Annotated in this window: 19 protein-coding genes; 11 read left to right on the top strand and 8 right to left on the bottom strand. The window is 70.1% G+C overall.

What is annotated here, in order from left to right:
* Positions 1-371: 371 nt before the first annotated feature.
* From OHB49_RS14600 to OHB49_RS14585, 4 genes are all read right to left on the bottom strand, one after another.
* Complete coding sequence (locus OHB49_RS14600; RefSeq protein WP_329160722.1) at positions 372-2,180, bottom strand: ABC transporter ATP-binding protein; 1,809 nt, start codon at positions 2,178-2,180, stop codon at positions 372-374.
* Positions 2,177-3,967, bottom strand: coding sequence for an ABC transporter ATP-binding protein (locus OHB49_RS14595; RefSeq protein WP_329160720.1), 1,791 nt, complete (start codon positions 3,965-3,967; stop codon positions 2,177-2,179). Before OHB49_RS14595 ends, OHB49_RS14600 begins: the two co-directional genes overlap by 4 nt.
* Positions 3,968-4,028: 61 nt before the next feature.
* The gene (locus tag OHB49_RS14590) at positions 4,029-5,957 is read right to left on the bottom strand and encodes an ABC transporter ATP-binding protein (protein ID WP_443079658.1); all 1,929 of its coding nucleotides are present in this window, start codon (positions 5,955-5,957) and stop codon (positions 4,029-4,031) included.
* A 158-nt stretch (positions 5,958-6,115) separates the two neighbouring features.
* Positions 6,116-8,032, bottom strand: coding sequence for an ABC transporter ATP-binding protein (locus OHB49_RS14585; RefSeq protein ID WP_329160716.1), 1,917 nt, complete (start codon positions 8,030-8,032; stop codon positions 6,116-6,118).
* 142 nt (positions 8,033-8,174) lie between these two features.
* Between OHB49_RS14585 and OHB49_RS14580 the strand changes: the two genes are divergently transcribed.
* The 4 genes from OHB49_RS14580 to OHB49_RS14565 are packed head-to-tail and all read left to right on the top strand — an operon-like array spanning position 8,175 to position 11,905.
* The gene (locus OHB49_RS14580; protein ID WP_329160714.1) at positions 8,175-9,107 is read left to right on the top strand and encodes an ABC transporter ATP-binding protein; all 933 of its coding nucleotides are present in this window, start codon (positions 8,175-8,177) and stop codon (positions 9,105-9,107) included.
* Between the two features lies 1 nt (position 9,108).
* Positions 9,109-9,888, top strand: a complete 780-nt coding sequence (locus OHB49_RS14575; protein WP_030971396.1) for an ABC transporter permease — start codon at positions 9,109-9,111, stop codon at positions 9,886-9,888.
* A 30-nt stretch (positions 9,889-9,918) separates the two neighbouring features.
* The gene (locus tag OHB49_RS14570; RefSeq protein ID WP_329160710.1) at positions 9,919-11,202 is read left to right on the top strand and encodes a sensor histidine kinase; all 1,284 of its coding nucleotides are present in this window, start codon (positions 9,919-9,921) and stop codon (positions 11,200-11,202) included.
* Between the two features lie 52 nt (positions 11,203-11,254).
* Positions 11,255-11,905 carry a response regulator gene (locus tag OHB49_RS14565; protein ID WP_030971393.1) on the top strand — a complete coding sequence of 217 codons (651 nt, stop codon included), beginning with the start codon at positions 11,255-11,257 and terminating at the stop codon, positions 11,903-11,905.
* A gap of 38 nt (positions 11,906-11,943) precedes the next feature.
* On the opposite strand, the gene glgX is transcribed toward OHB49_RS14565, so the two are convergent.
* Entirely contained in the window at positions 11,944-14,211 is a 2,268-nt protein-coding gene (gene glgX / locus OHB49_RS14560; RefSeq protein ID WP_329160707.1) for a glycogen debranching protein GlgX, read from the bottom strand.
* Positions 14,212-14,363: 152 nt separating this feature from the next.
* On the opposite strand from glgX, the gene OHB49_RS14555 reads away from it, so the two are divergent.
* From OHB49_RS14555 to OHB49_RS14530, 6 genes are all read left to right on the top strand, one after another.
* Positions 14,364-15,623 carry a L,D-transpeptidase gene (locus OHB49_RS14555; RefSeq protein ID WP_329160705.1) on the top strand — a complete coding sequence of 420 codons (1,260 nt, stop codon included), beginning with the start codon at positions 14,364-14,366 and terminating at the stop codon, positions 15,621-15,623.
* Between the two features lie 233 nt (positions 15,624-15,856).
* On the top strand, positions 15,857-17,110 hold the full coding sequence (locus OHB49_RS14550) for a L,D-transpeptidase (RefSeq protein ID WP_030971387.1): 1,254 nt from the start codon (positions 15,857-15,859) through the stop codon (positions 17,108-17,110).
* An 87-nt stretch (positions 17,111-17,197) separates the two neighbouring features.
* Positions 17,198-17,965, top strand: coding sequence for an enoyl-CoA hydratase/isomerase family protein (locus tag OHB49_RS14545; protein ID WP_093772437.1), 768 nt, complete (start codon positions 17,198-17,200; stop codon positions 17,963-17,965).
* A gap of 251 nt (positions 17,966-18,216) precedes the next feature.
* A complete protein-coding gene (locus OHB49_RS14540; RefSeq protein ID WP_329160700.1) occupies positions 18,217-18,732 on the top strand; it encodes an ATP-binding protein in 516 nt (171 codons plus the stop codon).
* A 423-nt stretch (positions 18,733-19,155) separates the two neighbouring features.
* Complete coding sequence (locus OHB49_RS14535) at positions 19,156-19,992, top strand: polysaccharide deacetylase family protein (RefSeq protein WP_329160699.1); 837 nt, start codon at positions 19,156-19,158, stop codon at positions 19,990-19,992.
* Complete coding sequence (locus OHB49_RS14530; protein WP_329160697.1) at positions 19,992-21,191, top strand: YncE family protein; 1,200 nt, start codon at positions 19,992-19,994, stop codon at positions 21,189-21,191. The genes OHB49_RS14535 and OHB49_RS14530 overlap by 1 nt, the downstream gene beginning before the upstream one ends.
* 49 nt (positions 21,192-21,240) lie before the next feature.
* On the opposite strand, the gene OHB49_RS14525 is transcribed toward OHB49_RS14530, so the two are convergent.
* Complete coding sequence (locus OHB49_RS14525; RefSeq protein ID WP_329160695.1) at positions 21,241-21,882, bottom strand: GNAT family N-acetyltransferase; 642 nt, start codon at positions 21,880-21,882, stop codon at positions 21,241-21,243.
* 140 nt (positions 21,883-22,022) lie between these two features.
* Between OHB49_RS14525 and OHB49_RS14520 the strand changes: the two genes are divergently transcribed.
* A complete protein-coding gene (locus OHB49_RS14520; protein WP_018102550.1) occupies positions 22,023-22,238 on the top strand; it encodes an EF-hand domain-containing protein in 216 nt (71 codons plus the stop codon).
* A gap of 274 nt (positions 22,239-22,512) precedes the next feature.
* On the opposite strand, the gene OHB49_RS14515 is transcribed toward OHB49_RS14520, so the two are convergent.
* The gene (locus OHB49_RS14515) at positions 22,513-23,382 is read right to left on the bottom strand and encodes a terpene synthase family protein (RefSeq protein ID WP_420706673.1); all 870 of its coding nucleotides are present in this window, start codon (positions 23,380-23,382) and stop codon (positions 22,513-22,515) included.
* Positions 23,383-23,939: 557 nt separating this feature from the next.
* Positions 23,940-24,821, bottom strand: a complete 882-nt coding sequence (locus tag OHB49_RS14510; protein ID WP_329160694.1) for a peptidase S1 — start codon at positions 24,819-24,821, stop codon at positions 23,940-23,942.
* Positions 24,822-24,913 lie beyond the last annotated feature (92 nt).

Raw genomic sequence — 24,913 nt, 5'->3', positions numbered from 1 at the left:
CCTCTGTCAGGACCGCGTCAACAAGTTGGCCAGAATTCGTCCGTTGCCGGAAACGTCATGTTCGTTAAGCGGACGTTTCACCGATCATCACCGCGACGCCATCCAGGGTCCGGGTGCAGGCCTGATTCGTAGAACGATCGAAGTCGGGCTCGCATGCATCGTGTTCGAACAGCGAGCTGGGTACGGGGTAGCGCCCGGCTGCCGAAATGGCCTCGAACTGTGGCTCGTTCCGAACCGTCCGCGGCCGGGGCGTTCGCCGGACGCTGCCCGACGCACCCGCCGCCGAGCGCGAGACGCCCCACGGCGCGGCCGTGGCGGCAGCCGCCGCTCTCTCCGCAGCCCTGTCGCGGAGGACCGGCTCCGCGACAGGTTCACGACGACGGCGAATGAGGCCGGTCGGCATGCCAGGAACGCCAGAGTGCGGCGTAGGCGCCGTCGGCGGCCACCAGATCGTCATGGGCACCGAGCTCGGTGATCCGGCCGTCCTCCATGACGGCCACCCGGTCCGCGTCATGGGCCGTCTGCAGGCGGTGCGCGATGGCGATGACGGTCCTGCCCTCGAGGACGGCGGCCAGCGCCCGCTCGGTGTGCCGTGCGGTCCTCGGGTCCAGGAGCGCGGTGGCCTCGTCGAGTATCAACGTGTGGGGGTCGGCCAGCACGACACGTGCCAGCGCGAGTTGCTGCGCCTGAGCGCCGTCCGGGCGGTGTCCCGCATGGCCCAGATCGGTGTCCAGACCGTCCGGGAGCTCGCCGGCCCACTCGGCGCCGACGGCGGCGAGCGCCGCACGCAGTTCGGCGTCGGTGGCCGACGGCGCCGCTATCCGCAGGTTGTCCCGGACCGTGCCGAGGAACACATGGTGCTCCTGGGTGACGAGGACGACCTGGCGGCGCAACCGGTCGGGCGTCAGGTCGGCCACCGGCACCCCGCCCACCGTCACCGAGCCGGTGCGCGGCACGTCCACGCCGGCCAGCAGCCTGCCCAGCGTGGTCTTGCCGGCGCCGGACGGGCCGACGATCGCCAGGTGCTCGCCGGGCCGGACCGTCAGATCGACTCCGTGCAGGACGTCGGCGTCATCGCCCCCGCCGCCGTAGGCGTAGTGCACACCGGTCACCGCGATCCGGTCGTCCGCCGGCGTGCGGGAGCGGGCCGGGGGCACCTGCGGCACCACCCCGATCCCCTCGACCCTGGCAAAGGACGCGCTGCTGCTCTGCAGTTGTTCGACCCGCTGCAGGATGGTGTCCAGCGGCTGGGAGAGCTGCCGCAGATACAGGGCCGAGGCGACCACCGCACCCAGGCTCATGGCGCCGTGGCCGTGCAGCACACCACCGATCAGCAGGACACCGGCCACGGGAACGACATACGAGATGTCCACGGCAGGGAAGAGCACGCTGCGCAGGAACAGCGTGCGGGTCCGGGTGCGCCGGCACTCCTCGATCGCCTGGTGACAGGCGTCGATACGGCTCTCCTGCAGCCCGAGCGCCTCGACGGTGCGGGCGCCCGCGGCGGTGGCCGCCAGTTGCTCCCCCAGTGCGGAATTGGCCGCCCCCTCGGCGAGGTAGGCGGTGAGCGCCCGGCGCAGATACCAGCGGACGGCGAACCAGATGCCCAGCAGCCCGAGCACGCCGCAGGCACCGAGCAAGGGGTTGAGCACGAAGACCGCCCCGAGGATGAACAGCGCCTGGACCGCGGCGATCAGCACATCGGGGCCGACGTCGCGGAGGGTGGTGCCGACCGCCGCGACATCCGTGGTGCCGCGGGTCGTCAGGTCACCCGTGCCGGCTCGCTCGACCATCGAGGCGGGCAGCGCCAGTGCGCGGTCGGCGAACTGCTCGCGGACGCGGGCCAGGGTCCGTTCGCCGAAACGGTGTCCGACCAGGCCGGCGTAGCGGGCCAGCAGGAGCTGCGCCAGGGCGAAGACCAGGATGGTGAGCGCCAGCCGGTCCACGGTGCCGACTCCGCCCCCTGCCCTGACCTCGTCGATGACACGGCCGAGCAGCCACGGGGCGACGAGTCCGGCGCCGGCGGCCAGCGCGTTGAGCGCGAGCAGCACAGCGAAGGCGCGGCCGTCCTGCCGGACGAGCCGGACCGCCGCGCGACGGATCCGGAACGGTTCGGCGACCGGCAGAGCCCCGGACGGCGGCCGGAGCTCTGCCGGGGCACCGGACGAAGAGGCAGTCATGAGGTGGCCTCCTGGGGCGCGGGGCCGCACCCGTCGCCCGCGGGGACGGAGTCGTCATCGTCCGCACCACGGGACACCAGCAGGCGGTAACCGGGTTGCCCGTCCAGCAGCTCGCGATGGGAGCCGACGGCCGCGACGGAGCCGTCGACCAGGTAGTACACGGTGTCGGCCCGGTCCAGCACGAGGGGGGAGGTGCTGGTGACGACCGTGGTGCGACCGGACCGTGCCGTGCGCAGCCGGGACGCCATGGCTGCCTCGGTGTGAGCATCGACAGCCGAGGTCGGCTCGACCGCCAGGAGGATCTCGGGATCGGCCAGCAGGGCCCGGGCGAGACGGACACGCTGCCGCTGGCCCCCGGAGAGATTGCGCCCCTGGGCGTCGATGGCGGAGCCGAGCCCGTCGGGCAGGCCGCGGACGATGTCCTGGGCCGCGGCAGCGTGGACGGCACGGCGGAGCGCCTCGTCGCCCCGGTCCCGGCTGCCGGAGACGACATCGCGCAGCGTGCCGGCGAACAGGTCGGCCTCGTTGTCCGCGACGAGAATCCGCGCGCGGACCTGGGCCGACTCGATCTCGTCGAGGCGTGCGGTGCCCCAGGTCGCTGCCGACGCGGCAAAGCCGCCGAGACGGTCGATCACCGTCGCGGAGTCCGACGGCCGGGCGCCGACCAGAGCGGTCAGCGACCCGGGGACCACCTCGACCCCGGACTCGGGATCGTGGAGGACGGCGGGCGACTCGGGCCCGTTCAGAGGCGGCGAAGACGCCTCCCGGACCGTCGATTCGGGCTCCAGGGACAGGAAGCGGGTGACTCTGCGCGCGGCGACCAGACCGCGGCTGATGTCGTAGCCGCCTTCGATGAAGAAGGAGACAGGCACGACGAGAACCGCCGTGTAGCCGTACACCGCGACCAGTTCGCCGACGGTGAGCTCGCCCTGCGCGGCCATCCGGGCCGCCAGCCAGGTCACGGCGCCCAGGAACAGGGTGGGCAGGCCGACGCCGAGTGCCTGGATCCAGCTGGTCACCACCCCGACCCGGTACCCCTCCGCCTGCAGCTCCTGCGAACCGCGCCGGTAGCGCTCGGCGTAGACGTCCTTGCCGCCGATGCCGTTGAGGACACGCAGACCGCCGGCGATGTCGGCGAAACGGGCGGCGAGGCTGCCCTGCCGGTCGCGGTACGCCGACTCGGCTCCCTGAAGCCGGCCCAGCAGCGGGCCGACCAGCACCGCGAGCAGCGGCACGCCCAGCAGCACCACCGCGGCGAGCAGTGGCGAGACGGTCAACAGCAGTGCGGCCACGACGACATAGGCGAGGACGGCGCCGACGCCGGGCCCGGTGGCGGTCAGCGTATCGGCGATCCTGGCGACGTCACCGAACCCGATGGTGACGATCTCGCCGGCCGTGGCCCGGCGCGGCAGCGCCGCGCCCAGCCTGGTCGCCTGGGCGACCACCACCCGCACCGTACGGAAGGCACCGTCGAGCCGCACCCTGGTCATCGTGCGGTGCCGCATGATGGCCAGCCAGGCGTTGAGTACCCCGACACCCACCAGTGCCGCGACCCAGCCGGCCAGCGCGGAGCGGCCCCCGGGCCGCAGCCCGTCGTCGATGGCGCGCGACAGCAGGTACGGCGGGAGGGTCAGGCAGATCATCCAGGAGCTGCCGAGCAGCGCCCCGGCGGCAACGCGGCGCCGTTGACGGGTGACCAGCCACCACAGATACCGCCCGGGGCTGCGGAGGTCCGGGGTCTCCTGGTCCGCATACGGGCCGACCGGGTGATCCACGGGCTCAGTCATGTACGCACCCTAGACCGTCGCTGCGGGAGGCCGACGGGGAGACCATCACCCGCGGTCGGTCTCAGGCCAGGCTCTCCCGCCAGGCGCGGTGGAGCCCCGCGAACCGTCCTGTCCCCCCGATGAGTTCGGACGGGAAGCCGTCCTCCACGATTCGGCCGTGCTCCATCACCAGCACCCGGTCCGCGATCTCCACGGTCGACAGCCGGTGGGCGATCACCACCGCGGTGCGGCCGTGCAGCACCGTGTCCATGGCACGCTGCACCGCCCGCTCGCCGGGGATGTCGAGGGAGCTCGTCGCCTCGTCGAGAATCAGCACCGCCGGGTCGGCGAGCAGGGCGCGGGCGAAGGCGACCAACTGGCGCTGGCCGGCCGAGATCCGCCCGCCCCTCTTCCGTACGTCCGTGTCGTACCCGTCGGGCAGACTGCTGATGAAGTCGTGCGCTCCGATCGCCTTCGCGGCCTGCTCGATCTCCTCGGGGGTGGCGTCCGGACGGCCGATGGCGATGTTCTCGGCGACCGTCCCGGAGAACAGGAACGCTTCCTGGGTCACCATCACCACACCGCGCCGCAGTTCGCGCGTGGCGAGATCCCGGAGATCGGTCCCGTCCAGCAGCACCCGTCCGTCGGTCGGGTCGTAGAACCGGGCCAGCAGTTTCGCGAGCGTGGACTTCCCGGCGCCGGTCGAACCGACCACGGCCACGGTCTGCCCTGCCGGGATCGTCAAGTCGAAGCGGGGCAGCACTTCGCCGCCCGTTCGGTAGGCGAAGCTCACCGAGTCGAAGACGACGTCCCGGCCCGGCTGCCCACCCGTGCGGGCGGGCAGCTCCCGCGGGTTCGCGGTCTCCGGCACGGTGGGGGTCTGGGCCAGCAGGCCGGCGATCTTCTGCAGCGAAGCCGCGGCCGACTGATAGGAGTTGAGGAACATGCCGAGCCGGTCGATCGGGTCGTACAGCCGTCGCAGATAGAGCACGGCCGCCGCAAGCACGCCGAGTGCGAGAGCGCCGGAGGCGACTCGGTACGCACCCCACAGCACGATCCCGGCAACCGCCGTGTTGGCGACCAGCCGGGAGCCGACGACGTAGCGCGCCATCTCCAGCAGCGCGTTGCCGTTGGTCCGGCAGTGCCGCTGGTTGAGCTCGTCGAACTCGGAGTCGTTGGTGCGCTCGCGGCGGAAGGCCTGGACGGGACGGATTCCGTTCATCGTCTCCGCGAACTTCACGATGACCGCCGCGATCGCCGTGGACCGCGCAGCGAAGATCACACCGGCCCGCCGCTGGTAGAGCCGCACCAGCGCATACAGCGGTACGAAGGAGAGGACGGCGACCGCACCGAGATCGAAGTCCAGCCACAGGAGCAGCAGTGAGATGGACACGAAGGAGAGCACCACGCCGATGAGTTCCTGCAGGCCCTCGCTGAGCAGCTCCCGCAGCGACTCCACATCCGTGGTGGAGCGGGAGATCAGCCGGCCCGAGGTGTAGCGCTCATGGAAGTCGACACTGAGCGCCTGCGCATGGCGGAAGATCCGCCCGCGGAGATCGAGCAGCACGTCCTGGTTGATCCGGGCGGAGGACTGGATGAACGCGTACTGCATGCTTCCCGCGGCCGCCGAACACAGTGCGTATCCGATGGCCACGGCGATCAGCGGCCCGTAGTCCTTGTCCCGGAACGCCGGCACGCCACGGTCGATCGCGTACGCGACGAGCAGTGGGCCGGCCTGGACGGCTGCCTGCTGGATCAGCAGGAACAGCGCGGCCACCACCACCCGGCCCCTGAGCGGGCCGAGCAGGGACACCAGCAGGGTGCGGGTGGCGCCGCGAGGCGTGGGCAGGTCGTCGCGGTCGAAGGGGTCCCCGGCCCCGGCCCCGCCCCCGGCGTCGACGGCGGAGTCGGGTTCCGGGTCGGTGGCCCGAGCCTTGGTCAGCGGGCCGCCGCCCTGCCCGGTACCTGTCCCCGCACCCGCGCCTTTCAGGTCGCGGACCTTGATCTCCATGGCCGTAGCCGCGCCCGCAACCGTGGTCGTGCCCGCGCCGGAGCTCGTAACCGGGTGTGTCACCGCGCCCGTCGTGCCGGCGGCCGTCGACTCCGGGCCGGGCCCGGAGCGGTTCTCGTCGTCGTCCGTCCCTGTGGGACACCCTGTTGTCGCATCGGTCATCGGGCACTGCCCTCCTCGGCAGGGACGTCCAGGGCACGCACGCCGGTGTCGGACATGTATGCGGTACTCGCGTCCCCGGCGGTCATGTCGTCGGTGGGTTCAGCGGACACCGAGCCTCCGGCGCCGGACATCAGCCAGGCGTACTCGGCGTTGCTGCGCAGCAGTTGCTGATGGGTGCCGACCGCGCTGATCCGGCCCTCCGACAAGAGCGCCACCCGGTCGGCGAGCATCACCGTGGACGGCCGGTGGGCGACCACCACGGCCGTGGTCGATTCCAGTACGCGTCGCAGGGCGGCCTCCACCAGCGTCTCCGTATGCACATCCAGAGCCGAGAGCGGGTCGTCGAGCACCAGGAAGCGCGGCTTCCCGACGACGGCGCGGGCCAGTGCGAGGCGCTGCCGCTGACCGCCGGAGAGGCTGAGACCCTGCTCGCCGACCTGGGTGTGGATGCCGTGCGGCAGGTCGTACACGAAGTCGGCCTGCGCGATCGACAGCGCCCGCCGCAGCTCGTCCTCGCCGGCACCCTCGGCGCCCATGAGAACGTTCTCCCCGACGCTCGCCGAGAAGAGTGTCGGCTCCTCGAACGCCACGGACACCAGCTCACGCAGCCGTTCGCGCGGCAGGGTGGTGATGTCGGTACCGTCCAGCGTGATCCGCCCGGCGGTGACGTCGTGCAGTCGCGGTACGAGCGCGGTGAGCGTCGTCTTCCCGGATCCGGTGGCCCCGACCAGGGCCATCGTCTCGCCGGGGCGGATCCGTAGATCGATCCGGGTCAGTACGGGTACGGACCCGGCCTCCGCGTCCGGGTAGCGGAACTCGACGCCTTCGAAGACCATTCCGCCGTCCGCGGAAGGCTCCGGGAACGGCTTCGTGGACGTCCCCGCGGACGGCTCCTCGTTCGCCTCCCCGGCCGTCTCACGCTCCTCCGCCACGTCCATCACCTCGAAGAACCGCTCGGTCGCCGTGGCCGACTCCTGGCTCATCGCCAGCAGGAAGCCGATCGACTCGACCGGCCATCGCAGCGCCAGCGCCGTCGACAGGAATGCGACGAGCGTGCCCGCCGACAGTCCGCCGTCCGCGACCTGGATCGTGCCGAGCACCAGCGCCGCCCCGATCGCCAGCTCGGGGATGGTGGTGATGAACGCCCAGATGCCGGCCAGCAGCCGTGCCTTGTCGAGTTCCGTACCGCGCAGCCGCTGCGAGAGACCACGGAAGGCCATGGCCTGGCTGCGGTGCCGGCCGAAACCCTTGATGATGCGGATGCCGAGCACGCTTTCCTCGACCACCGTCGTCAGATCGCCGACCTGGTCCTGGGCCTTGCGCGCCACCACCGCGTACTTCGTCTCGAAGACCGAGCAGAGGATCACCAGCGGCACCACCGGAGCCAGCAGCACCAATCCCAGCGTCCACTGCTGCACCAGCAGAATGATGAAACCGGCCAGGATCGTGGTGGCGTTGACCAGCAGGAACGTCAGCGGAAAGGCCAGGAACATGCGCAGCAGCATCAGATCCGTGGTGCCGCGCGACAGCAGCTGACCCGATGGCCACCGGTCGTGGAAGGCCACCGGCAGCCGCTGCAGATGCCGGTACAGGTCGGCCCGCATCGACGCCTCGACGCCCGCCAGCGGCCGCGCCACCAGCCACCGCCGCAGCCCGAACAGCAGCGCCTCGACGATGCCCAGCAACAGCAGGTAGAGCGCGCCGAGCCAGACTCCGCCCGGATCGTGGTGCGCGACCGGGCCGTCCACGATCCACTTCAGTACGAGGGGTATCACCAGGCCGAGGCAGGAGGCGACGACCGCCACGGCGGCCGCGCCGAACAGGCGGATCCGTACAGGCTTCACGTAAGGCCACAGCCGCAGCAGGGAGTGCGCGGCGGACCGGTCCTTGGGCTCTACATGGTTTTCGGGCATCAGGGGCGAGCCTACGGTTCACCACTGACATCCCTCATCTGGTTTTCCTCGCAGTCGTACCCGCCATCAACCGATCGGCTGATGCCGTTTCGAGCGCGATGGACGATGCCTCGCGGGCCCGCCCGGCAGGACCCTCGTACCCATGGCCATCATCGAAGTGAACGGGGTGCGCAAGGCCTACGCCGGGCGCCCCGCGGTGGACGGAGTGAGCTTCGCCGTCGACGAGGGGGAGATCTTCGGGATCCTCGGCCCCAACGGCGCGGGCAAGACCACGACCGTCGAATGCGTGGAGGGACTACGCGTCCCCGACGCCGGCACGGTCCGGGTCGCCGGACTCGACCCCGTTGCCGATCACGGGCCGGTGACGCAACTGCTGGGAGCCCAGCTCCAGGAGAGCGAGCTGCAGGCCAAGCTCACGGTGCGCGAGGCGCTGGAGTTGCACAGCGCCTTCCATCCGCACCCCGCCGACTGGCGGGCCCTGGCCGAACGACTCGGTCTGCACACCAAGCTCACCACCCGGTTCGCCAAGCTGTCGGGCGGTCAGAAGCAGCGGCTGTCCATCGCTCTCGCCCTGGTCGGCAACCCGCAGGTCGTGGTGCTCGACGAGCTGACCACCGGACTCGACCCACGGGCCCGCCGTGACACCTGGCGACTGATCGAAGAGGTACGGGACAGTGGCGTGACCGTCCTTCTCGTGACCCACTTCATGGAGGAGGCCCAGCGGCTCTGCGACCGGGTCGCCGTGATCGACAAGGGGAAGGTCGTCGCCCTCGACACCCCGTCCGGCCTGATCAGCAGAGCCGGCAGCACCACCACCATCTCCTTCACTCCCTCGCAACCCCTCGCCGCCGGCGATCTGGCGGAGCTCCCCGGAGCGGCGTCGGCCGAGCAGAAGGGGGACCGGATCGTCATCAACGGCACCGACGAGACCGTCAACGCGGTGATCTCGCTGCTGGCCCTGCACCGGATCACCGCACACCAACTGCGGGTCGGCGAAGCGACCTTGGACGACGCCTTCCTCGACCTCACCGAGACAGAGCCAGAACCCGAAGCAAACAAGGAAACGGCGGCCTGAGATGCCCACCACCTCCCTCGCATCAACCTCTCCGGCCCATGGCAGCCCCTCTCTCGCCGTCCTCAAGTACGAGACCCGGCTCTTCCTCCGCGAGCCCGGCAGCCTCTTCTGGGTCCTCGTGTTTCCCACCGTCCTGATGACGATCCTCGGGCTGGTCCCGTCCTTCCGGCATCCCGACGACGCCCTCGGCGGCCGCCGCGTCATCGACCTGTATGTACCGGTGGCCGTACTGCTCGCCATGATCATGGCCGGGCTGCAGGCCATGCCGCCCGTCCTCACGGGCTATCGCGAACGCGGCATCCTGCGCCGCATGTCGACCACTCCGGTGCGGCCGTCCGCCCTGCTCACCGCGCAGATCGCACTCCACGGCGCCGCCGCCCTGGGCTCGGCCGTGCTGGTCATGGCCGTCGGCCGCATCGCCTTCGACGTGCGGCTGCCCGGTCAGCCCGTCGGCTATCTGCTGGCCCTGCTCCTGGCGGCCGCGAGCGTTCTCTCCCTCGGGGCGGTGGTCAGCGCGCTCTCCGCCACCACCAAGGTCTCCGCCGCGGTCGGCTCGGTCGTCTACCTCGTGATGATGTTCACGGCCGGGGTCTGGGTACCGGTCCAGGCGATGCCGGACACCCTCCGCCGGATCGTCCAGTGCACCCCGTTCGGCGCGGCCTCCCAGGCACTGGACAGAGCGGCCTCCGGCGGCTGGCCGAGCTGGGCGCATCTGGGAGTGATGGCCCTGTGGACCGCCCTGCTGGCCGCAGCGGCGACCCGTTGGTTCCGGTGGGAGTGACGCGGCCGGGCCCCGGGGCAGACTGACCTCATGGGAACGGGGCGCACCGGCCGGAGTACCGCAGCGGTCACTACGGCCGAGCAGGGGTGGGAACAGTTCTTCCGGTACGGGCCGTACGGTCTGCTCGGGCTGGCCACCGTCGTCTCGGCGATGTCCGCCGACCTCATCATGAGCCGTACCGGGATGTACGTGGCCGGGGCGCTGGTCCCGGTGGCGCTGATGCTCCAGCTCTGGTGGAGCCGGATCCGGCACCGGCCTGCCGGGCGGTCGTGGGCCCCGTCGGTCTACTTCGTGGTGCGCACCGTTCTCGCCTTCGTGCTGACCTGGAGCAACCCGTTCTTCTCCATGTTCGCGCTCCTCGGCTACTTCGACGCGGCGCGCCTCCTCTCCAAGCGGGCCGCACGCGTCGGGATGCTGGCCACCGCCGTCACCATGGCGGGCTCCCAGTGCGGCAGCGGTTTCCCGCCGGACACACTGACGAACTGGACGGCCTTCGGCATCCTGCTCGCCCTGCACAGCACCCTCGTCCTCGTCTTCGCGCAGCTCGACACCCGGCAGGCCGAGCAGGCCCGTACCCAGCTCGACACCATCGACGAACTGGAGTCCGCCAACGCCCGTCTCGAACGGGCCCTGGCGGAGAACGCCGGCCTGCATGCCCAACTCCTGGTCCAGGCCCGCGAGGCGGGGGTCGCCGACGAACGGAGCCGGCTCGCCGCGGAGATTCACGACACGATCGCCCAGGGGCTGACCGGCATCATCGCCCAGCTCCAGGTGGTCACCTCCACCGCAGAGTCCGATCCTGCGCTGGCCCGGGTGCACCTCGACCGCGCCGCCGCGCTCGCCCGCCACAGCCTCGGCGAGGCACGCCGGTCCGTGAGCAACCTGGTCCCCGCCGCACTGGCCCACGACGACCTCCCCGAGGCGCTCGGGAAGACGGTCGCGAGCTGGGCGGAACGTACGGGTGTACGCGCCGAGTGCACGGTCACCGGCACCGCCGAGCCGCTGCACGACGAGGTCGGCTCCACCCTGCTCCGGATCGCGGAGGAAGCCCTCTCCAACGTCGGCCGTCACTCCGGGGCAACCCGGGTCGGCGTCACGCTCTCTTTCATGGGCGACGAAGTCACCCTGGACGTACGGGACGACGGCTGCGGCTTCGACCCGGTCGCCCTGCCGCCGTACCGGGGCTCGGACGGGTTCGGCCTCGGCGGCATGCGTGCCCGCGCCGAACGCATGGCGGGAGCCGTCGTGGTGGAGTCGGAACCGGGCAACGGGGCGGCGGTCTGCGCCCGCGTCCCCCTGGTTCCTCAGCGATGAACACCGCGCATCCGGCAACGCGTATCCGTGTAGCGCGTACGGTGGAACCGCCATGGTTGACGGAACCGCACGCACCATCACCCTCATCGTCGTCGACGACCACCCCGTCGTACGGGACGGTCTGCGCGGCATGTTCGAGTCGGCCCCGGGCTTCGAGGTCCTCGGCGAGGCGGCCGACGGCGTCGAAGGAGTCGATCTCGCCGCCCGCCTGGATCCCGACGTCGTCCTGATGGACCTGCGGATGCCGGGCGGCGGCGGAGTCGAGGCAATCGCCGAACTCACCCGGCGCGGTGCCCGCTCCAAGGTGCTCGTCCTCACCACGTACGACACCGACTCCGACACCCTCCCGGCGATCGAGGCGGGAGCCACCGGCTACCTGCTCAAGGACGCGCCCCGCGACGAGCTGTTCACCGCCGTCCGCGCCGCCGCCGACGGCCGCACCGTGCTGTCTCCCGCGGTCGCCTCCCGGCTGATCACCCGGGTGCGCATGCCCGCCGGCGCGGCCGACCAGTCGCTGTCCGCACGCGAGCGCCAGGTGCTCGAACTCGTCGCCAAGGGCACCTCCAACCGGGAGATCGCCGCCGAACTGTTCATCAGTGAGGCAACAGTGAAGACCCATCTCACCCACATCTTCGGCAAGTTGGGTGCCAAGGACCGTGCCGCGGCCGTCGCGGTCGCCTACGACCGCGGCATCCTCGGCTGAGCCACCCGCCATCCGTACCTTCGCCCCTTCGCTCCCGTTCACTCCCTGACGCGCAGCAGCAACACCGCCCTCGCCGGTACCGTCAGTACTTCGTTGCCCCGGTGCACCGTCGCCGGCGCGGTCGACTGGTCCTCCTGCGACGTGTCCAGCACCAGTTCGTACGCCTGCGCCCACGGCGGCCCCGGCAGCCGGAAGCCGATCGGACGGTCGGCAGCGTGCAGGATCGCCAGGAAGCTGTCGTCGGTGACCTGCTCGCCGCGCGCGTCCCGGCCGGGGATGTCGCGCCCGGAGAGATAGAGACCGACTGTCGCGGCCGGTGCGTACCAGTCCGTCTCCGTCATCTCCTTGCCCTGCCGGGTGAACCACGCCAGGTCCCGCAGCCCGTCCGCGGCCTGCGCCCGGCCGGAGAAGAACGCCCGGCGGCGCAGCACCGGATGGGTGTGGCGCAGAGCGAGCAGCCGGGCCGTCAGCTCGGTCAGCTCGCGCCACTGGGGCTGGTCGAGCAGGGACCAGTCCAGCCAGCTCACCTCGTTGTCCTGGCAGTACGCGTTGTTGTTGCCGCCCTGCGTACGGCCCATCTCGTCGCCCGCGACCAGCATCGGCACCCCGGTCGACAGCAGCAGCGTGGTGAGCAGGTTGCGCAGCTGGCGGCGGCGCAGCGCGTTGATACCGGGGTCGTCGGTCTCGCCCTCGGCGCCGCAGTTCCAGGCCCGGTTGTCCGACGTGCCGTCCCGGTTGCCCTCCCCGTTGGCCTCGTTGTGCTTCTGCTCGTGACTGACCAGGTCGCGCAGGGTGAAGCCGTCGTGCGCGGTGATGAAGTTGACCGAGGCGTACGGCCGGCGGCCGCCCCATGCGTAGAGATCGCTGGATCCGGTCAGCCGGTAGCCCAGATCCCGCACATCGGGCAGGGCGCCGCGCCAGAAGTCCCGCACGGCGTCCCGGTACCGGTCGTTCCACTCGGTCCACAGCGGCGGGAACGCGCCCACCTGGTAGCCGCCGTTGCCGACGTCCCACGGCTCGGCGATCAGTTTCACCCGGCGCAGCACCGGGTCCTGGGCGATCACCGCGAGGAACGGGGACAGCATGTCGACGTCGTGCATCGAGCGGGCCAGCGCCGCCGCAAGATCGAAGCGGAAGCCGTCGACGCCCATCTCCGTGACCCAGTACCGCAGCGAGTCCGTGATCAGCCGCAGCACGTGCGGCTGCACCACGTGCAGGGTGTTGCCGCAGCCGGTGTAGTCGGCGTATCTGCGGGCGTCGGACTGGAGCCGGTAGTAGCCGCGGTTGTCGATGCCGCGCAGCGACAGCATCGGCCCCAGCTCGCTCGCCTCCGCCGTGTGGTTGTAGACCACGTCGAGGATCACCTCGATCCCGGCGTCGTGCAGCGCCCGCACCATCCGCTTGAACTCGCCGACCTGCTGGCCTCCCGTACCGCTGGCCGAGTAGTCCGCGTGCGGGGCGAAGTAGCCGATCGAGTTGTAGCCCCAGTAGTTGTGCAGCCCGCGCCGGAGCAGATGGTCCTCATGGGCGAACTGATGGACCGGCAGCAGTTCCACCGCCGTCACCCCGAGCCGCTGCAGGTGGCCGATGGCCGCCGGATGAGCGAGACCGGCGTACGTGCCGCGAAGCTCCTCGGGGATCCCCGGGTGCAGCTTGGTGAAGCCGCGCACATGCAGCTCGTAGATGACGGAGTCCGCCCATGGGGTCTTGGGCCGCCGGTCCTCCGCCCAGTCGTCGTCGTCGTGGACGACGACACCCTTGGGCACGAACGGAGCGGAGTCCCGTTCGTCGCGCACGGTGTCGGCGACGTGCTGCTGCGGCCAGTCCCTCACATGGCCGTACACCTCGGCCGGCAGGGTGAACGAGCCGTCCACGGCCCGTGCGTACGGATCGAGGAGCAGCTTCGCCGCATTCCACCGGGCACCCGTCCACGGGTCCCAGCGGCCGTGCACCCGGTAGCCGTACCGCTGACCCGGCCGCACGCCCGGCACGAAACCGTGCCAGACCTCATGGGTGAGCTCGGTCAGCGGAAGGCGCGTCTCGTTCCCCTCCTCGTCGAAGAGGCAGAGCTCGACTGCCTCGGCGCCGCCCGCCCAGAGCGCGAAGTTGGTGCCCGCCACCCCGTCGGGCCCCACCCGGAAGCGGGCCCCGAGCGGCATCGGCGCACCGGGCCACACGGCCGGCTGCTGGTGCCCGCCGGAGGGGGCCGGCCCGCTCGCCGGGCTGGTCCCCGCCTCTTCCGCTGTCCGCTCCACCGCCTCCCTGACCGGCCCTGGCACTGTCTCCTGCTCGGCTGCGCTCGACACTCTCAGCCTCCCGCGGCTCGTCCGGACCCGGCACCGAAGAGGAGCGCACGGTGTCCCGGCCGTGGCTCCTCGAGTGTGGTCCTCCCTCTGTTCTGCCCAGGGTGGGGCCCGCACTCACGTTTCCACCCGGCCGCTCCGGTCGTTGGGGGAACGTGAACCACAATGCGAAGAATGCGGGAGCGAACCCGGCCACCGTGCTGACATGGGCAGGACTGCTCGCCGTACTGGCCGTACTGACAGGTTGCACCGACTCGGAACCATTCATCAGCGGGAAGCCGGGGTCGTCGCCGTACGCGATCAGGATCACCCCGCAGGACGGGGCCAGGGACATCAGGCCCGACGCCCGGGTCGTGGTGAAGGTTTCCGACGGGCGGCTGGAGCACGTCAAGGTGACGCAGATCGAGGTCGCGGAGCAGCCCGCGAACGCAGAGCGGGGCAAGGACGCGGGACAGCGCGAGATGCAGGGTCTGATCTCGCAGGACGGCCTTTCCTGGACTCCGCGCGGCGCCTCGGGCCGGCTCAGCCTGGCCGCCAAGTACAGCGTCGACGTGGTGGCCCTGGACGGTGCGGGGCGCCGCTCGGCCCGCCACTCCACCTTCACCACCGCGGTCCCCCAGCACCGCTTCACCAGCAGCTTCGAGCCGGACGAGCGGTCGACCGTCGGCACCGGCATGATCGTTTCCTTCCACTTCAACCGCGTCATCAAGAACCGTGCGGCGGTGCAGCGGGCCATCCGGATCACCGCCGAGCCTGCGGTCGATGTGGTGGGGCACTGGTTCGGCGGCGACCGGCTGGACTTCCGACCGGCCGCCTACTGGAAGCCGGGCACCGAGGTCACCGTCGCGGTGGCGCTGCACGATGTGGAGGGCGCGCCCGGTGTGTTCGGCACCCAGCGGAAGACGGTCACCTTCACGGTGGGCCGCTCGCAGGTGTCCAGAGTGGACGTGGCCGACCACACCATGGAGGTACGCCGCGACGGCCGGCTGCTGTCCAAGGTCCCGATCACGGCGGGCGCCCCGGCCACGAGCACGTACAACGGGAAGATGGTGGTCACCGAGATGCAGGAGGTGACCCGGATGGACGGCAGGACCGTCGGCTTCGGCGGTGAGTACGACATCAAGGACGTTCCGCACGCCGTGCGGATCACCGACTCCGGAACCTTCGTGCACGGCAACTACTGGGCGGGCGGTGGGGTCTTCGGCTCGGCGAACGTCAGCCACGGCTGTGTCGGGCTGCGGGATGTGAAGGGCGGTGGCGGGGACACCCCGGCCGGCTGGTTCTTCGACCGGACGATCGTCGGGGACGTGGTCGAGGTCGTCAACTCCGAGGACAAGAAGGTGGCTCCGGACAACGGTCTGGGCGGCTGGAATCTGAGCTGGATCCAGTGGAAGGCGGGTTCCGCGCTCCACTGACCCCGGATCGGCCGGACTCGCACCGGACACCCCCGCCCCAGCGCTTCGAACCGTGCGTCACCTGGGGAAGTTCCGTTTCAACTTGGGACTGAACGGTGACATCCGAGGGGAGATCTCCCCACGGTCGGTGTGGTTATCTTTCGCTGAGCGCGCATGAGCAGCGCGCGGGGGTGGGAGCCTGCGGGCTCCCTGGGCCTTGGCGGGGCCAGGCCGTGTGAGGGGAGACGACCACATTGAACGGGCAGCCGATATCGGGGACATCGGTCGGGACGAACGGCGGGCGGCGTGGTCGGGGGGCCACCGGACTGCTGGCCCTGGTGCTGGGAGCGCTGCTGCTGCTGGTGACGGCATGCGGCGGGGGAGACACCGACGCCGGGAGCAAGGGCAAGAACACCGGCGGGGGCAAGAACGAGGACACGACCGCCTCGCAGGCGGTGGTGACCATCGCACCGAAGGACGGCGCCGACTCCGTCGCCACCAGCGGGGCGCTGAAGATCTCGGCCGATCAGGGCAAGCTGACCACGGTCAAGGTGGCCGACCCCAAGGGCGCCGAGGTCGAGGGCAAGATCGCGGCGGACGGCACGAGCTGGGAGCCCGAGCAGCACCTGGCCGCGGCGACGAAGTACAGCGTCCACGCGGTCGCCAAGGACTCCAAGGGCCGTCAGTCGGCGAAGGACACCACTTTCACCACCCTGGTCCCGAAGAACACCTTCATCGGGCAGTACACGCCGGAGGACGGCTCCACGGTCGGCGTCGGCATGCCCGTCTCGATCCACTTCACTCGCGGCATCACCGACCCGGACGCCGTCGAGAAGGCCATCGAGGTGACGGCGGAGCCGTCCGTCCCCGTCGAGGGCCACTGGTTCGGTAACGACCGGCTCGACTTCCGACCCGAGGACTACTGGGCGGCGGGCACCAAGGTGACCGTGAAGCTGAACCTCGACGGGGTCGAGGGACGCCCCGGGGTCTACGGCAAGCAGGCCAAGACGATCTCGTTCACCATCGGCCGCCGCCAGGTCAGCACTGTCGACGCGAGCACGCACCGCATGAAGGTCGTCCGCGACGGCAAGCAGATCAGGGACATCCCGATCTCCGCGGGCGCCCCGGCGACCACCACGTACAACGGACAGATGGTCATCAGCGAGAAGCTGAAGGTGACCCGGATGAACGGTGACACCGTCGGCTTCGGCGGTGAGTACGACATCAAGGACGTGCCGAACGCGATGCGGCTGTCCACGTCGGGCACGTTCATCCACGGCAACTACTGGGGCGGGCCCGGTGTGTTCGGCTCGACCAACACCAGCCACGGCTGCGTCGGTCTGCAGGACGTACGCGGTGGCTGGAGCAAGACGACCCCGGCGGCCTGGTTCTTCAACCACTCGATCATCGGCGACGTCGTGGTCGTGAAGAAGTCCCAGGACAAGACGATCCAGCCGGACAACGGTCTCAACGGCTGGAACATGAGCTGGGCGGAGTGGACCAAGTAGTTCCTGACGTACGACACGACGGCGGGCCCGGTGCTGTGACCAACAGCACCGGGCCCGCCGTCGTTAGCGCCGGTTAACCTGCCTCCCATGACCGTAACCCTCGAAGCAAGCGACGGCGTCGGCACGATCCGGCTGGACCGCCCGCCCATGAACGCCCTGGATGTCGCCACCCAGGACCGGCTGCGTGAACTCGCCGAGGAGGCGACCCGGCGCGACGACGTGCGCGCCGTCGTCCTCTACGGCGGCGAGAAGGTGTTCGCGGCGGGCGCGGACATCAAGGAGATGCAGGCGATGGACCACACGGCGATGGTCGTACGGTCCAAGGCGTTGCAGGACTCCTTCACCGCGGTGGCCCGGATCCCCAAGCCGGTCGTCGCCGCGGTCACCGGCTACGCGCTCGGTGGTGGCTGCGAACTGGCGCTCTGCGCCGACTTCCGGATCGCTGCCGACAACGCCAAGCTGGGCCAGCCCGAGATCATGCTCGGTCTGATCCCCGGCGCGGGCGGCACCCAGCGGCTGGCCCGGCTGGTCGGCCCGTCCAAGGCCAAGGACCTGATCTTCACCGGCCGTCATGTGAAGGCCGAGGAGGCCCTGACGATCGGTCTGGTGGACCGGGTGGTGCCGGCGGCCGAGGTGTACGAGCAGGCGCATGCCTGGGCCGCGCGGCTGGCCAAGGGACCCGCCCTGGCGCTGCGCGCCGCGAAGGAGTCCATCGACGCGGGGCTGGAGACCGACATCGACACCGGGCTCACGATCGAGCGGAACTGGTTCGCCGGTCTGTTCGCCACGGAGGACCGTGAGCGCGGGATGCGCAGCTTTGTCGAAGAGGGTCCGGGCAAGGCGAAGTTCCTCTGACCGAAGGTCAGTTGGGCACAGACGGCCGTGGGTTCATCCGTGTGGGCGGATTAGCTGAGCCTTAAGGCAACCTTAAGGCTCAGCACTCCGGTGATCCGGGCAATCCCGCTCGGGCGGCACATATGTGCAGGTCGGAGAGGGTGTCGAGACGTGCATTCTGCCGCTGGCATATGCCTAACGACCTGCTCGGAATGCCTTCTTCCGGGGGAGGTATTCCCTGGGAACGGCCCCGGAGTGCCCGCCGTGCGGCCATGATGGTGTCCATGGCGGGCCTGGAGGGTGTGGAACAGCCGCGACAGCGCGGCGGTGCGACTGCGGCACGCTGGATGTCGGCTGTCGAGGACGAACAGGCGTTCAAGGCGCTGGAGTTGTTCGGAAATCCGACGGAGGGCGAGGTCCGGCTGCCGTCCCGTCCGGAGTCCGCGGCGACCGCCCGCCGGCTCACCTCGTGCGTGGTGCTCCGGCAGTGGGCGCTTTCCCCGCAGACTGCCGAGCATGCCGTTCTGCTCGTTTCGGAACTCGTCGGCAACGCGGTGCGGCACACCGGCGCCCGCATCTTCGGGCTCCGGATGCTGCGCCGCCGAGGCTGGATCAGGATCGAGGTGCGCGACCCCTCGCGCGGACTGCCGTGTCTCATGCCGGTCCAGGAGATGGACATCAGCGGCCGCGGCCTCTTCCTCGTCGACAAGCTCTCCGACCGGTGGGGGGTGGATCTGCTGCCGCGCGGCAAGACCACCTGGTTCGAGATGCGGATCTCCGATCGCTGAACCGGTCGGGCCCGCCGGGCCCCCGGCTTCCCCCGCCCGTCCGGACGACGCACAGAAGCCCCCGGTCTGCCGTGGTGCGGCGCCTCGGGGGCTTCTGTGTGGGGACCGTGAAATGGGGGGTGTGTTCACGGCCGCGTAAGACGACCTGGCCCGGGTCAATGGGGGTCGTGGAACCGACTATGGCAGATGGGCGACCGCGGAGCCAAAAGCGCTAATCTGTCGTAGCCTGACATATTGGGACATTTCTGCGTTGAATCGTAGGTGTGATGAGTCACTGGCCTGGCAATGCATGAATGACTATGTGGTTCGACGGGTGATTCATCGAGCAACCGGGTTGCTTGCGACGTACTCCAGGCTCCTCTGAATCGGTATGAATGGGGTCAATTTTTATCTTCCTGGCATTGCGCCCCTACTGTTCTGCTCATGAACGCCTCCGAGACATCGGTGCACCGCCGCAGCGCTCTGCGCGCGGGCGCAGGGGCAGCTCTGACCGGCGCCCTTGCGGCCGGATGTACGGATGGACACGGCGCCGCCGACACTTCCACGAAGACCTCTGCCGAGACGCCCGCGGACGCCCCTGGACAGGCCACCGGCAAGAGCGACGCGGGTGCGCGGCCCCCGGTTCCGCGACCCGCGCCCACCCCGCACCGTTTCCCCGGGCAGCCGGTCCAGATCGAGCACGGCCCCCGCAATCGCCCGCGCGTCGCACTGACCTTCCACGGCCAGGGCGACCCGGCCATCGCCCGGGCCGTGCTCGCAGAGGCGGAACGTGCTCACGTCCGGATCACCGTCCTCGCCGTCGGCAGCTGGCTCGACGAGCACCCCGACATGGCCCGCCGGATCCTGGACGGGGGGCACGACCTCGGCAACCACACCCAGAGCCATGTCGACATCTCGGCGATGGGCGAGGCGGCGGCGTACGCGGAGATCACCGGCTGCGCCCAGCGGCTGCGCCGGCTCACCGGCTCCATCGGAACCTGGTTCCGCCCCTCACGCAGCCGGCATGCCACCCCGCTCGTCCAGCGACTCGCGCGCAGGGCGGGCTACCCGCACGTCCTCTCGTACGACGTGGACTCCCTCGACTTCACCTCTCCAGGCGCCGCGGCCGTCACCCGAAAGATCGCCGGGGAGATCCGCAACGGATCGGTGGTGAGCCTGCACTTCGGCTACGCGGACACGGTTGCCGCCCTGCCTGTCCTCCTCACCGAAATCGACCGCCGACAACTGCGCGCGGTGACGACCACGGAGCTGCTGACCTGATGCTTCCCTCCACCAAGCGCACCGCGGCCCTGCTCGGGGGCGTCCTCATCGCCGTCCTCGTGGGCTGTGGCGCCCCCGCCGAGAAGGGGAAGGCCGAGGCCGACGACACCGAGGCCGCCGCCCCGCCCGTCGTCCCGAACAACGCCACCCCCGAGCGCCTCACCCCGCCCGGGCTCGCCGGGATGCCGCCGGTGCTCGATCCCGACGACGTGTACGCGGCCGACCGGGCCGGAATGATGTCACCGGTCGTCAAGAACTTCCCGGCGCGCGTGTACGTACCCAACACCAAGTCCAACACCGTGTCGGTCATCGACCCGAAGACGTACAAAGTCATCGAGACCATCCCGGTCGGCCACCAGCCGCAGCATGTCGTCCCGTCCTGGGACCTGAAGACACTCTGGGTCAACAACGACCTCGGCGACAGCCTCACGGCCATCGACCCGGCCACCGGGAAGGCCGGCCGGACGATCGCGGTCTCCGACCCGTACAACCTCTACTTCACGCCGAACGGCAAGTACGCCATCGTGATGGCCTCGATGGACCGGCAGCTGGTCTTCCGCGACGCGCACACCATGAAGAAGGCCAGGACCGTTCCGGTCGACTGCGCGGGCGTCAATCACGCCGACTTCTCCGCGGACGGCCGGTACTTCATCGTCTCCTGCGAGTTCTCCGGCGAACTCCTCAAGGTCGACACGGCGAGGATGAAGGTCGTCGGCCGGCAGAAGCTGCCGCTCAAGGGCGCGATGCCGCAGGACGTGAAGCTGTCGCCGGACGGCGGGACGTTCTACATCGCGGACATGATCGCGAACGGCATCTGGGTGCTGGACGGGCACAAGTTCACCAGACCGACGCTGCTGCGCACCGGCAAGGGCGCCCACGGTCTGTACGTCAGCCGCGACTCCAAGGAGATGTACGTCACCAACCGTGGGGAAGGCTCCATCTCCGTCTTCGACTTCGCGAAGAAGAAGCTGACGAAGAAGTGGCACCTGCCGAACGGTGGCAGCCCAGACATGGGCGGCGTCTCGGCGGACGGCAAGGTCCTCTGGCTGTCCGGGCGTTACAACGCCGAGGTGTACGCGATCGACACGGCCACCGGCAAGCAGCTCGCCCGTATCCCGGTGGGCAGCGGTCCTCATGGACTCGCCGTCTATCCGCAGCCGGGCCGCTACTCGCTCGGCCACACCGGAGTCTTCCGCTGATCGCCCGGCCACCCCGGCGTCCTCCGTCCATCAGCCGGGGGCCCGCGGGTCAGCCCGCGATCAGCAGGGCCTCCGAGCCCACCGGCCGGTAGCCCGCCGCCTGGAACGTCCGCACACTGCGGGCGTTCCCCGGCGACTGCTGCGCCCACACCACCGTGTCCGGCACCAACTGCCGGGCCGCTCGCGCCAGTCGCTCCCCGAGCCGCCGGCCGCGCGCCTCCTCGGCCACCTCGATCGCCGTCTCCCAGCGTCCGGCGACCCCGCGGCCCAGAATCAGCACACCGCCTTCGGTGGCCCAGACCCGCACCTCGTCGCGGTACTTCATGGCCCGTGCCACCCGCGGATGTTCCGGGTCCTCGATCTCCCGGAGCCCGATGTCCGGGTCCCCCGGCAGCGCGCCCGCGACCGTCAGTAGATCGATGGTGTTCATGTGCCGTCCGGTACGGGCCAGCAGCGCGCCCAGGAAGTACGGGTTCATCGTCGCGGCGAGCGGATCACCGGGGGTGGCGGCCAGCGTGGCCCGTACCCATGCCGGATCCTCATCGGTGAACACCACCGAGTGCGCGGTGAGGGCCAGCACCCCGGCGTCCCGTGCGTTCGGCTGTGCCACCACCGTCGTGCCCCCGTCCGGCGGGGGGAACCGCCCGTGCGCGGCAGCTGTCAGGGTCTGATCCAGTGCGTCCTTCGTCAAGCGTCCCACTCCCCGGTCCTGGACCCCGCCCGCCGTCCGCGGACACCCCACCCATGATGGACGACCGGCCGCCGCGATCGGCGCCGGTCGCGCCCGTTAATCTGACCCCCGTCAGTTAGGCATGATGAAGGGGCGGAACAGTGGCGGACATCGAGTCGGCGCGCAAGGCTTTCGAGCGGTACGACCTGAACGGCGACGGGCTGATATCGGCCGCCGAGTACAAGAGTGTGATGGCTCAGCTGGGTGACCCCTACGTCACCGAGCCGGTGGCCCAGGCCGTGATCAACTCCCACGACGCGAACGGTGACGGTCTGCTCACCTTCGACGAGTTCTGGGCTGCCCAGAACAAGGGCTGATCGCCGGGAGGACCCCCGGCCGTGGTCGGCCGGGGGCCGCCGGACGCGTAACCCCTCAGCTTTCCGGACCGGACACGTTCCGCCGGGCGGGCGACCGGGCGGAACAGTTCAGGGACCTGTCCGCGCGCAGCGGCCGTGCTCCTCGGGCAGCCGGCCGGGCACCGGTGACGGAACCGGCGCCCCTGGACGACCGCCTCGGCGGGGGCCTCACCCGGGTGAGGCCGGATCAGGCCGGTCCGGATCCGGCCTGGCCCGGTGCCCCGTTCCCGGCCGGTCAGGCGGCGAAGTTCCGGGACAGGGAGTGCTGTTCGTCGACCTCCATCAGGTCGGGGCGGGTGTACCGCTCCGCCCGTGCGTGGTAGTCGAAGTCTCCGCGGACGAGCCCCCGGTAGTCCTGGACGCAGCGCTCGAGGGCGGCGCGTGCCGGGCCGTCGATGCGTGCGGCCTCTATCTCCTCGACGAGTTCCTTTTCCGCTCGTTGCACCCGGTCGGCGATCCACGCCAGCCATTTACCGGCCTCGTCGACGGCCTCTTGTAGCGTGCCGCCGCGCTCTCGCTGAATGAGCCGGACGGTATTGTGCTCGTAACCGAGCATGGCTTCTTTCTCGAATGAGCAGATGTCGTTGCAGAGTCCCGAGTGATCGGCCACCGCATTGCGCAGTGCGATATACGCGGGAAGGGAGCGAGCGGATTCCGGGAGATCTATTCCGGCAGTGATTTCGTGCAGGTCGAGGAACGGCTGCATGGCCACCGAGTCGCGGCGGTGCTTCACGAAGTCGGCGGTGCTCGGCACATGGCCCGCGGCCCGGTCGACGGCCTCCGCGTAGTACGTCCACAGCCAGCCGACGGTGTCCCGGCGGAACTGCCGGACCCAGCGCGGCGACCTCCCCGCGCAGGTCCGCATCATCAGACCGTCGAGAGCGTGCTCCATGGGGACGTTCGGCGCGCTGGTCCCGTCGAGCACGTCCACCAGCCGGGCGATGGCCTCCTCGCACACGTGCGGGTCGCGGCCGGCCGGGCCGTCGTCGAACTCGTCGTCCACCAGGAACGCCCAGAAGAGCCACTGGCAGAAAAGATCGAGGTGTTCCTGTGAGGCCGCCGGGAATATGAGGGATATCCAGAGCTCCGGGCGTGTCCGGATCATTTTCTTCTGAGCCACCGGAGACAGGACGAGATCGTTTTCGGCCGCCCACTTCCAGGCGGATTGTCTGGTTGCCTGAATGCCTGGATTGCAGCCCGTGCTCTCGAACGGCATATGGAATTCTGGAAGCGTGATTTTGCTCATGGTGCCCCTCGTCTGAACGTTGCGAACAGGGAATGGGAATGAGTCGCTTTCACGAATCAGTGCAGGCGCGCGGGCGATCGATTCCGGGAGAGCTCATCGCTGTCCTCTTTCCTCCGCCGGGGCTTCGGAGCCGGGCCGGTCGGCCACGGCGGCGGACCGCATACGGACAGCGATCGCGTCACCACTCGTCACATCCAGTGAACCCTGAGAGAGCGGTGGATGGAAGCAGTTTGTGACCGAAAGTGCTTGATCGCCATGAACGCCTGCTCACTTATGAGCAGTTGGTGAACCGTTGAGTCGAGAGACTTGCCGGTCAGGGCGTCGGGTCAGGCCGGATCGCCCGGGCGCCGTCCCCGCCGCGACCGGCAGGAGGAGTGCCCTCGTCCGGACCCCCGTGCCCGGACGAGGGTCAGGGATCAGGACAGGGCGAGCTCGGTGACGTTGTCCGCCTCGTGGACCCAGGCGGCGGTCAGGCCGCCGTCCTTCACATACGCCCTGCCGCTGCCCTTGAGGATGCCGATGCGGTTGCCGGAGAGGGCGATCTGAATGACGTTGTCCGCCTCGTGGGCCCAGGCGGCGTTGAGACGTCCGTCCTTCACGTACGCCTTGCCGTTGTCCTTGAGGATGCCGATGCGGTCGCCGGAGAGTTCGAGCTGGATGACGTCGCTGCCCTCCCTCGCATAGATGGCCTTGAGGCTGCCGTCCTTCACGTACGCCCTGCCGTCGCCCGTGAACACCCCGATCCGGTTGCCCGCCAGGTCGATGTCGACGATGTTGTCGCCCTCGTAGACCCAGGCGGCGCTGAGGCCGCCGTCCTTCACGAATGCGTCGCCGTTGCCCTGGACGATGCCGATGCGGTCGCCGGAGAGCTCCAGCTCCTTCACCTGGGCGGCCTCGTGGACCCAGCCGGCGGTGAGGCCGCCGTCCTTCACGAACGCGTTGCCGTTGTCCTTGAGGACGCCGATGCGGTTGCCGGCGAGCGCGATCTGCTTGACGTTCGAGGCTTCCTTGACCCAGGCGGCGGTGAGGCCGCCGTCCTTCACGTACGCGTCGCCGTTGCCCTTGAGGACGCCGATGCGGTCGCCGGAGAGCGCGATCTGCTTGATGTCGCTGCTCTCCAGGGTCCAGATGGCGCTGAGGCCGCCCTCCTTGACGTGCGCGTCGCCGTCGGACCGCACCGTTCCGATGCGGTTGCCGCCGGCGCCCGAGACCGTTCCGGGCGCCGCCGCGGCGGACCCGGCCCCGATGAGACCGGCGACGGTCAGCGCAGCGGCGATGGTGAGCATTCTGGAGTTCATTGATGGTTCTCCATCGAGTCGGCCGGGGAACCACGGGACGGTCCCCGAAGTGGGATTACTCGCAAGATCAACGATGGGCGCGGAAAGATGAT

It is taken from the genome of Streptomyces sp. NBC_01717 (assembly GCF_036248255.1).
Lineage (GTDB): Bacteria > Actinomycetota > Actinomycetes > Streptomycetales > Streptomycetaceae > Streptomyces.
The sequence above is the reverse complement of the archived record's forward strand: the minus strand, read 5'-3'. Positions and strand labels throughout refer to the sequence as shown.

Bases quoted from the DNA above. Each gene is read 5' to 3' on its own strand.
- OHB49_RS14600 (WP_329160722.1), bottom strand. From the start codon at position 2,180: ATGACTGCCTCTTCGTCCGGTGCCCCGGCAGAGCTCCGGCCGCCGTCC.
- OHB49_RS14595 (WP_329160720.1), bottom strand. From the start codon at position 3,967: ATGACTGAGCCCGTGGATCACCCGGTCGGCCCGTATGCGGACCAGGAG.
- OHB49_RS14590 (WP_443079658.1), bottom strand. From the start codon at position 5,957: ATGGAGATCAAGGTCCGCGACCTGAAAGGCGCGGGTGCGGGGACAGGT.
- OHB49_RS14585 (WP_329160716.1), bottom strand. From the start codon at position 8,032: ATGCCCGAAAACCATGTAGAGCCCAAGGACCGGTCCGCCGCGCACTCC.
- OHB49_RS14580 (WP_329160714.1), top strand. From the start codon at position 8,175: ATGGCCATCATCGAAGTGAACGGGGTGCGCAAGGCCTACGCCGGGCGC.
- OHB49_RS14575 (WP_030971396.1), top strand. From the start codon at position 9,109: ATGCCCACCACCTCCCTCGCATCAACCTCTCCGGCCCATGGCAGCCCC.
- OHB49_RS14570 (WP_329160710.1), top strand. From the start codon at position 9,919: ATGGGAACGGGGCGCACCGGCCGGAGTACCGCAGCGGTCACTACGGCC.
- OHB49_RS14565 (WP_030971393.1), top strand. From the start codon at position 11,255: ATGGTTGACGGAACCGCACGCACCATCACCCTCATCGTCGTCGACGAC.
- OHB49_RS14545 (WP_093772437.1), top strand. From the start codon at position 17,198: ATGACCGTAACCCTCGAAGCAAGCGACGGCGTCGGCACGATCCGGCTG.
- OHB49_RS14540 (WP_329160700.1), top strand. From the start codon at position 18,217: ATGATGGTGTCCATGGCGGGCCTGGAGGGTGTGGAACAGCCGCGACAG.
- OHB49_RS14535 (WP_329160699.1), top strand. From the start codon at position 19,156: ATGAACGCCTCCGAGACATCGGTGCACCGCCGCAGCGCTCTGCGCGCG.
- OHB49_RS14530 (WP_329160697.1), top strand. From the start codon at position 19,992: ATGCTTCCCTCCACCAAGCGCACCGCGGCCCTGCTCGGGGGCGTCCTC.
- OHB49_RS14515 (WP_420706673.1), bottom strand. From the start codon at position 23,382: ATGATCCGGACACGCCCGGAGCTCTGGATATCCCTCATATTCCCGGCG.
- OHB49_RS14510 (WP_329160694.1), bottom strand. From the start codon at position 24,821: ATGAACTCCAGAATGCTCACCATCGCCGCTGCGCTGACCGTCGCCGGT.